The sequence below is a fragment of the Streptomyces luteosporeus genome, from assembly GCF_039532865.1.
GTDB lineage: Bacteria > Actinomycetota > Actinomycetes > Streptomycetales > Streptomycetaceae > Streptomyces > Streptomyces luteosporeus.
Window position 1 is genome coordinate 310,543 of the sequence record NZ_BAAASL010000009.1, and the last position, 6,996, is coordinate 317,538.

A 6,996-nucleotide genomic window follows, 5' to 3' on the forward strand; every position below is an offset into this window, starting at 1 on the left:
GGCGGGGGCTCAGTCGCGGTTGGCGAACCAGCCGCGGCGCCAGCCGTAGCCGCTGCTGCGCAGGCGGCGCTGGACGCGGTGCAGCAGCGGGTAGCGCTCGCGCTGTTCGCGGGTGGCGCGGTCGAGCTCCTCGGCCAGGCGCTCGGTGCGCTTCTCCACGTCCAGCTCGTCGAGGATGCGGTCGATCTCGGCCAGCAACGCGCCGTGCAGCTGCCACTGCCGCGGGTGGCGCTGCACGCCCTCCAGGAGCAGGTGCGCGGCGCGGTCGCGGGCGGCCCGGCCGGCGGCGAGCTCCTCCATCAGCCGGTCCTCGGCCTTCTCGGCGTTGCGGCTGACCTGGGTGGTGATGAGCACCGCGAAGCTCTCCACCGCCCGGGCGAGGTGCTGGCAGACCTCCCGCAGCGCCTCGGCCACCTCGGGGGTGAACATCGGCTCGCCCGTACGCTCCTTGGCCAGGTCGGTCAGCGTGCGGCACAGCACCCGCAGCACCACCGCGGCGATCTCCAGGGCGTCCAGGCCGGTGCGCAGCACCACGCGGAACAGCAGCCCCTCGCGTACGCGCGGATTGAGCCGCAGGCTGTCCTCGGCCTGCCGCAGGGAGGCGTCCACCTGGACGATGTCGTGGTCCAGCCGGCGGGCCTCGTGCAGCCGGGCCGCGGCCTGGGCGACCGGCGTGTGCCCGCTGACCTCCTCGCCGACGCGCCGCAGCAACTGCCCCATGCGGCGCGAGAGCTGCTCGATGGCCTCGCTCGCCGGCTGCACCCACACCGGGGGCACGAACAGGACGTCGAAGAGCAGGCCCACCACGGCGCCGATCAGGGTCTCCAGCACCCGGTCCCAGGCGGTGGCGGCCACTCTCGTGACGCCGAGCACCAGCATGGCGCTGATCGCCACCTCCGGCACGAATTCACCCGCGCGGACGAACCGCCCGATGATCAGCGAGGCGAGGATGATCAGACCCAGGCTCCACCAGGTCAGGCCCACCAGGACGCTGAAGCCGATGGCGATGAGGACGCCGGCCACCACGGAGTTGACCCTGCGGATACCGGTCGTCAGCGTCGAGTACAGCGTGACCTGGACGACGAGCAGCGCGGTCAGCGGTGCCGTCAGCGGCAGGGGCTCGTTGCTCAGCTGCAGGGCGACCACATAGGAGATCACCGCGGCCAGCGTCGAGCGGACCGCCTGCACGACGGCGGGTTCGCGATGGCGCCGTACCAGGGTCGTCAGGGGGTCGGTGAGTTCAGGCACTTTGTGCCTCTTCCCGCCCAGAAGCATCACATGACACTTCCGCCTCACCCGTACGGCGCAGCCGGCGGCTCCGGTCCCCTCACTCCGGCAGTTCGCGCACCACCCGCGCCGGATTGCCCACGGCCAGCACGCCCGCCGGCAGGTCCCGGGTGACCACGGAGCCGGCTCCGACGACCGTGTTCGCGCCGATGCTCGCACCGGGGCAGACGATCACTCCGCCGCCCAGCCAGACGTTGTCACCGACGGAGATCGGCAGCGCCCGCTCCCAGCCGGCCCGCCGCCGCCCGGCGGCCATCTCGTGCAGCGGCGTCAGCAACTGCACGTACGGCCCGATCTGCACGTCCGCGCCGACGGTGATCGGCGCCGCGTCGAGGAAGACCGCCCCGAAGTTGACGAACGTCCTCGAACCGAGGCTGATGTGGTGGCCGAAGTCGCAGTGGAAGGGCGGCCGGACGTTCACCCCCTCGCCGACCGAGCCGAGCAGCCGCGCGAGCAGGGCGCGGCGCTCCGGCGCCGTGGCCGTGGTCGCCGCGTTGAACGCCGCGCACAGCTCCGCCCGCCGCCGGGTGTCCGCGGCCAGCTCCGGATCGTCGGGCACGTACCACTCGCCCGCCAGCATGCGTCGTTTGTTCTCGCCCACCACCGCTCCTCTACGCCGATTGAAACCGAGCGAAGCTGATTGAATCAGCTCATGGTTGATCATGTGGTGGTGCGGGTGTTCACCGGCCCGGACGGCAGCGGCGGCAATCCCCTCGGAGTCGTCATGGACGGCGCGGCCGTCCCCGGCACGCGCGAACGGCAGCACCTCGCCGCCGAACTCGGCTACAGCGAGACCGTCTTCGTCGACGACGCCCGGGCCGGGCGCGTCGACATCCGCACGCCCAGCACGCCGCTGCCCTTCGCCGGACACCCCCTCATCGGCGTGGCGTCCTGGTTGCGCAGCCGGGGAGAGCCGGTGGACGTCCTGCGGCCGCCGGCGGGGGAGGTGCCCACCTGGCAGGAGGACGGGCTCACCTGGATCCGCGGGCGGGCCGCCTGGGTTCCCGGCCGGCGAACGCAAGGCTTCGCCACCGTCGCCGAGGTCGACGAGCTGCCCGCCCCGCCGCCGGGGGAGGGCTGGCTGTACGCCTGGGCCTGGGAGGACGAGGCCGCCGGGCGCGTCAGGGCGCGGGGCTTCCCGCGGCGCGGCGACGGGGTGGCCGAGGACGAGGCCACCGGCGCGGCCGCCCTCGTCCTGACCGCCGAGCTGGGCCGCTCGCTGACCGTGCGGCAGGGCGCGGGATCGCAGATCCTCACGCGCTTCCTCGGCGACGGGGTCGTGGAGCTGGGCGGCCGGGTGACCGCCGCCGGGTGAGGGGGGCGAAGCTCAGTTCCCCGTCGGCGCCGGGGGGTTCGCCGGCCCGGCCAGGTGCTCGGGTTCGAGTACGAAGACGGGGATCACGCGTTCGGTCTTCTCCTGGTATTCGGCGTACGGCGGATACGCGGCGACCGCGCGCTGCCACCACCGGTCCCTCTCGTCCCCGGTGAGCTCACGGGCGATCATGCTGTGGCGTTCGGGGCCGTCCTGGAGGACCACCTGCGGGTGGGCCTTGAGGTTGAGGTACCAGACCGGATGGCGGGGGAAGCCGCCCTTCGAGGCCACCGCCGCGTACCGCCCCTCGTGCTCCACGCGCATCAGCGGGACCTTGCGGATCCTGCCGCTCTTCGCGCCGCGCATCGTGACGATGACGACCGGCAGGCCCGTGTCCCAGAGCGTTGTGCCCCGGGTGCCCCCCGAACTCTCGTACAGCTCGACCTGTTCGCGCACCCACTGCGCCGGACTCGGCTCGTACTCGCCCTCAAGAGGCATTGCATGCGCCCCTTCCCTCGTCGTGTACGGATGATGGCGAGAGACGGCGTCGGCACGCAACATGCCCTCAGCGACGGCAGTGCCGCATCACCGGACTGCGCCGTGTCGTCAGCGCGCGGTCGAGATTGGTGGCCGCGCTGATCAGTGCCAGGTGGGTGAAGGCCTGCGGGAAGTTCCCCAGTGCCTCGCCCGCCGGGCCGATCTCCTCGGCGTACAGGCCCAGGTGGTTGGCGTGGGTGGTCATCTTCTCGAAGATGTACCGCGCCTCGCCGACCCGGCCGGCGCGCGCCAGGGCCTCGACGTACCAGAAGGAGCACAGGTTGAAGGTGCCCTCCCGGTCGGTGAACCCGTCGGCGCCGTCGGCCTGGTAGCGGTGCACGAGGCTGTCGCTGACGAGTTGCTCCTCCAGCCGCCGTACGGTGGACAGGAAGCGCGGATCGGCCGGCCCCACGAACTTCACCAGCGGCATCACCAGCAGCGAGGCGTCCAGCACGTCGCTGTCCGCGTACTGCACGTACGCCCCCAGCTCGTGGGAGTAGCAGCTGTCCTGCACGTACCGGTACGCCGCGGCGGCCGCGTCGCGCCAGCGCTCGACGGGGGCGGGCATGCCGCGGTGGCGGGCGATGCGCATGGCCCGCTCGAAGGCCACCCACGTCATCAGCGCCGAGTACGTGAAGCGGCGCCGGCCCCCGCGGGTCTCCCAGATGCCGTCGTCCGGCTCCTCCCAGTGCTTCTCCAGCCACTCCAGCTGCCGGCTCAGCGCCTCCCACAACTCGTAGGAGATCGGCTCGCCGTACTTGTTGTACAGGTAGACGGAGTCCATCAGCTCGCCGTGGATGTCCAGTTGCAGCTGCAGGGACGCGGCGTTGCCGATGCGCACCGGCCGGGCCCCGCGGTAGCCGGCCAGGTGGGTGAGCTCGGTCTCCGGCAGTGCGGCGCGGCCGTCGATGCCGTAGAGCACCTGCAGCCCGGTGTCCGGCGGCGCCTCCACGCACCGGTCGTGCAGCCAGTCGACGAACCCGGCCGCCTCCTCGGTGAAGCCCAGCCGCATCAGCGCGTACAGCGTGAACGCGGCGTCGCGCACCCACGTGTAGCGGTAGTCCCAGTTGCGCGAGCCGCCCGGCGACTCCGGCAGCGACGTGGTGGGAGCGGCGATCAGGGCGCCGGTCGGCTGGTGCACCAGCAGCTTCAGGGCCAGGGCCGAGCGTTCCACCGCCTCGCGGTAGCGGCCCTGGTAGCGCGACTGGCGCAGCCAGCCGTCCCAGTAGCGCAGGGTCTCGTCCAGCAGGCGGTCGACCTCCGGGCCGTCCACCGGCCGCGGCTCGCCGTCCCACTGGGCCGTGAGCGAGAGCGCCTGCCCGGCGGACAGCTCCACCGTGGTCAGCGCCGCGTCCCCGTCGGTACGCAGCGGCACGGAGGAGCGCAGCACCAAGCGGCCGGCCGGGCTCGTGAACACCGCGCCGACCCCTTCGACCAGCGCCACCTCGTGCGGGGCGCGGGCATAGTCGAACGCCGGGCGGCACACGACGTCCACCGTGGCGCTGCCGCGCACCACCCGCAGCTGGCGCACGATCTGCCGGGTGCCGCCCGCGGTGCAGGCGGGGTGGTCGGGGACCATGAAGTCGTACAGCTCCGCCACCGCGTCCTCGGCGAGGAAGCGCGTCAGCAGCACGTTGGAATCCGGCAGGTACATCTGCTTGGTGCGCTCGACCTCCGGCACCCGCACCGAGAAGAACCCGCCGCGCTCCGCGTCCAGCAAGGAGGCGAAGACCGAGGGCGCGTCGAAACGGGGCAGACAGCACCAGTCGATCGTGCCCTCGGCCCCCACCAGGGCCACGGTGTGCAGATCCCCGATGATCCCGTGGTCCTCGATGGGCAGATAGGGCGCGTCGTGCAATCCCGCATGGTGCGCGTGCGTCATGGCCTGTCCCTCCTCGCCTCAAGGGCGGGACGCGGCGCTGTGCGGCCGCCGGCCGCGGCCGGCCGTCAGGCGCCCGGGCGCGGTGCCAGGCGCAGCCTGACCTCCAGCTCGTGCTCGCCCGGGACCGTGCCCTGGTGCTCGACGTCGAAGACGGCCGCCAGCTCCTCCTCGACCTGGCGCACCGGATCGGCGGCGCCGAACAGGTCGGCCACCACTGCGCCGGTCAGCGGGGCCGCCGACGGTGCCCCGCGGGGCGTCCGCGTCCGGGCATCGACCACCGTGCACCACATGGTGGCAGCGCCCTCCCCGGTTCTCTGGCCGGCGGCGCTGCGGCTCGCGTCGGGCTCCGTGCCGCCGGGGAACGCCGCTTCCAGGGCGCCGAAGACGACGCCCGCATCGGCCGTGCCGCATCCGCTCAGATGCACGCTGACATGGTCCGCAGTCTCCAGGCCGCTCATCACCCACTGCTCCTTCGCCAGGTCCCTTGTCCGAGGGTACGGGAGCGGCGGCGGTGCGGCGCGGTGGAGAGACCGTTCGTGCGCACTCAAAGATTCCCTTGGGGACATAAGAGGAATCTGTTATTCGACTTATGAATCGATTCTCGGTAGCTTCGGCAACATCGTCGAAACGTTCGACGAATACCGAGCCGATAGGCGGTGTTCTGCGTTGACCCCGTGGAAGTTCATGGCCGCGACAGCGGTCCTGTGGGGCTCGGCCTTCCCTGCCATCCGCATGGCCCTGGAGGGCTACACCCCGGAGTCCATCGCCGTCCTGCGCCTGGTCACCGCCGTCGCCCTGCTGCTGCCGTGCCTGCTGACCGGCCGCATCGGCCGGCTGCGCCGCGCCGACGCCCTGCGCATGGCCGGCTTCGGCCTGACCGGCATGACCGCCTATCAGCTCCTGCTCTACGCAGGCGAACGCCACGTCGAGGGCGGCACCGCCGCCATGCTCGTGGCCACCTCGCCGGTCTTCGCCACGGCGCTGGGCATGCTCGTCCTGCGCGAACGGCCCGGCCCGTGGGGCATCGCCGGCCTCCTCGTCGCGCTCAGCGGCGCCCTCGTCGTCGCCCTCGCCGGCGGCAGCGGCGGCACCCGCTCCGGCATGGCCATGATCGTGCTCGCGGCGGCCGCCCAGGCGACCTCCTTCGTCCTGCAGAAGCCGCTGCTGCAGCGGTACTCCGGAATGGACTGCATCTTCTACGGCAGCCTCTTCGGACTGCTGCCCCTTCTCTTCTTCGCCCCCGGCGCCGTCACGCAGGCCGCGGCAGCCGGATGGCAGCAGCACGCGGCGGTCCTGTGGCTCGGACTGGGCTGCACGGTACTGGCGTTCTGCACCTGGTCGCGCGTCCTGCAGGCCGCGACGGCGTCGGTCAGCTCCCTGGTGCTGTACGCGGTACCGGTGGCGGCCCTCGGACTGGACGCGCTGCTCCTCGGCTCGGTGCCGAGCCCGATGGCCGGGCTGGGCGGCCTGATCGTGCTCGCGGGCGTCGGCCTGGCGGCGATCCGCCGCGGCGGGCCCTCCGGGCCGTCGCGGACGGTGGCGTCGTCGCGCCCGGCGCGCGCCGACGAGCCGGTGGGCACGCGCCACTGAAGCCTCCGCCCCGGCCGCTGTTCGAGGCCACCGGGCGCAGCCCGGTCCCGGGGGTGCCACGGCCTGTCCGGCGGGTCTTCGTCACGCGGGACCACGGCGCCCCATAGGGGCGCGGGGAACTGCGCGACAAGCCACGACGTGCCCGCAGACGAAGTGCCGTGCTGCGACCCGGGCCCCGTGTGGCGAGTCGGCTGCGGGCCGTCGGTGGCCGATCGCGCAGTTCCCCGCGCCCCTACGGGGCGCTGCCCGATCCGCCGGACTCGCCCTAGGGTCTGTCCGGCGGGTCAGGAGCGCAGCCAGAGGCGTACGGCTGCAGCGGTCACGGTGCCGTGAAAGACGTACGCCCTCTTGTCATAACGCGTGGCCACGGCCCGGTAGATCTTCAACC

General features: G+C 72.7%; 7 protein-coding genes and 1 pseudogene. 2 read left to right on the forward strand and 6 right to left on the reverse strand.

Annotated elements, in window-relative coordinates:
* Positions 1–9: 9 nt before the first annotated feature.
* Both ABD361_RS14830 and ABD361_RS14835 read right to left on the reverse strand, forming a co-directional pair.
* On the reverse strand, positions 10–1,248 hold the full coding sequence (locus ABD361_RS14830) for an FUSC family protein (protein ID WP_344435659.1): 1,239 nt from the start codon (positions 1,246–1,248) through the stop codon (positions 10–12).
* Between the two features lie 79 nt (positions 1,249–1,327).
* Positions 1,328–1,888 (reverse strand): sugar O-acetyltransferase, encoded by a 561-nt coding sequence (locus ABD361_RS14835; RefSeq protein ID WP_344435660.1) that lies wholly within the window; start codon positions 1,886–1,888, stop codon positions 1,328–1,330.
* Positions 1,889–1,939: 51 nt separating this feature from the next.
* On the opposite strand from ABD361_RS14835, the gene ABD361_RS14840 reads away from it, so the two are divergent.
* Complete coding sequence (locus tag ABD361_RS14840; protein ID WP_344435661.1) at positions 1,940–2,602, forward strand: PhzF family phenazine biosynthesis protein; 663 nt, start codon at positions 1,940–1,942, stop codon at positions 2,600–2,602.
* 12 nt (positions 2,603–2,614) lie between these two features.
* On the opposite strand, the gene ABD361_RS14845 is transcribed toward ABD361_RS14840, so the two are convergent.
* From ABD361_RS14845 to ABD361_RS14855, 3 genes are all read right to left on the reverse strand, one after another.
* Positions 2,615–3,097 (reverse strand): nitroreductase family deazaflavin-dependent oxidoreductase, encoded by a 483-nt coding sequence (locus ABD361_RS14845; protein ID WP_344435662.1) that lies wholly within the window; start codon positions 3,095–3,097, stop codon positions 2,615–2,617.
* Between the two features lie 67 nt (positions 3,098–3,164).
* On the reverse strand, positions 3,165–5,018 hold the full coding sequence (locus ABD361_RS14850) for a glycoside hydrolase family 15 protein (RefSeq protein WP_344435663.1): 1,854 nt from the start codon (positions 5,016–5,018) through the stop codon (positions 3,165–3,167).
* Between the two features lie 65 nt (positions 5,019–5,083).
* Positions 5,084–5,476: a hypothetical protein gene (locus ABD361_RS14855; RefSeq protein ID WP_344435665.1), complete on the reverse strand. Its 393-nt coding sequence runs from the start codon at positions 5,474–5,476 to the stop codon at positions 5,084–5,086.
* Between the two features lie 226 nt (positions 5,477–5,702).
* On the opposite strand from ABD361_RS14855, the gene ABD361_RS14860 reads away from it, so the two are divergent.
* Positions 5,703–6,608, forward strand: coding sequence for a DMT family transporter (locus ABD361_RS14860; RefSeq protein ID WP_344435666.1), 906 nt, complete (start codon positions 5,703–5,705; stop codon positions 6,606–6,608).
* A gap of 284 nt (positions 6,609–6,892) precedes the next feature.
* Here the strand turns inward: ABD361_RS14860 and ABD361_RS14865 are convergent.
* Positions 6,893–6,996, reverse strand: a pseudogene (locus tag ABD361_RS14865) (IS5/IS1182 family transposase); the annotation flags it as partial.

Bases quoted from the DNA above. Each gene is read 5' to 3' on its own strand.
- ABD361_RS14840 (WP_344435661.1), top strand. From the start codon at position 1,940: ATGGTTGATCATGTGGTGGTGCGGGTGTTCACCGGCCCGGACGGCAGC.
- ABD361_RS14845 (WP_344435662.1), bottom strand. From the start codon at position 3,097: ATGCCTCTTGAGGGCGAGTACGAGCCGAGTCCGGCGCAGTGGGTGCGC.
- ABD361_RS14850 (WP_344435663.1), bottom strand. From the start codon at position 5,018: ATGACGCACGCGCACCATGCGGGATTGCACGACGCGCCCTATCTGCCC.
- ABD361_RS14855 (WP_344435665.1), bottom strand. From the start codon at position 5,476: ATGAGCGGCCTGGAGACTGCGGACCATGTCAGCGTGCATCTGAGCGGA.
- ABD361_RS14860 (WP_344435666.1), top strand. From the start codon at position 5,703: ATGGCCGCGACAGCGGTCCTGTGGGGCTCGGCCTTCCCTGCCATCCGC.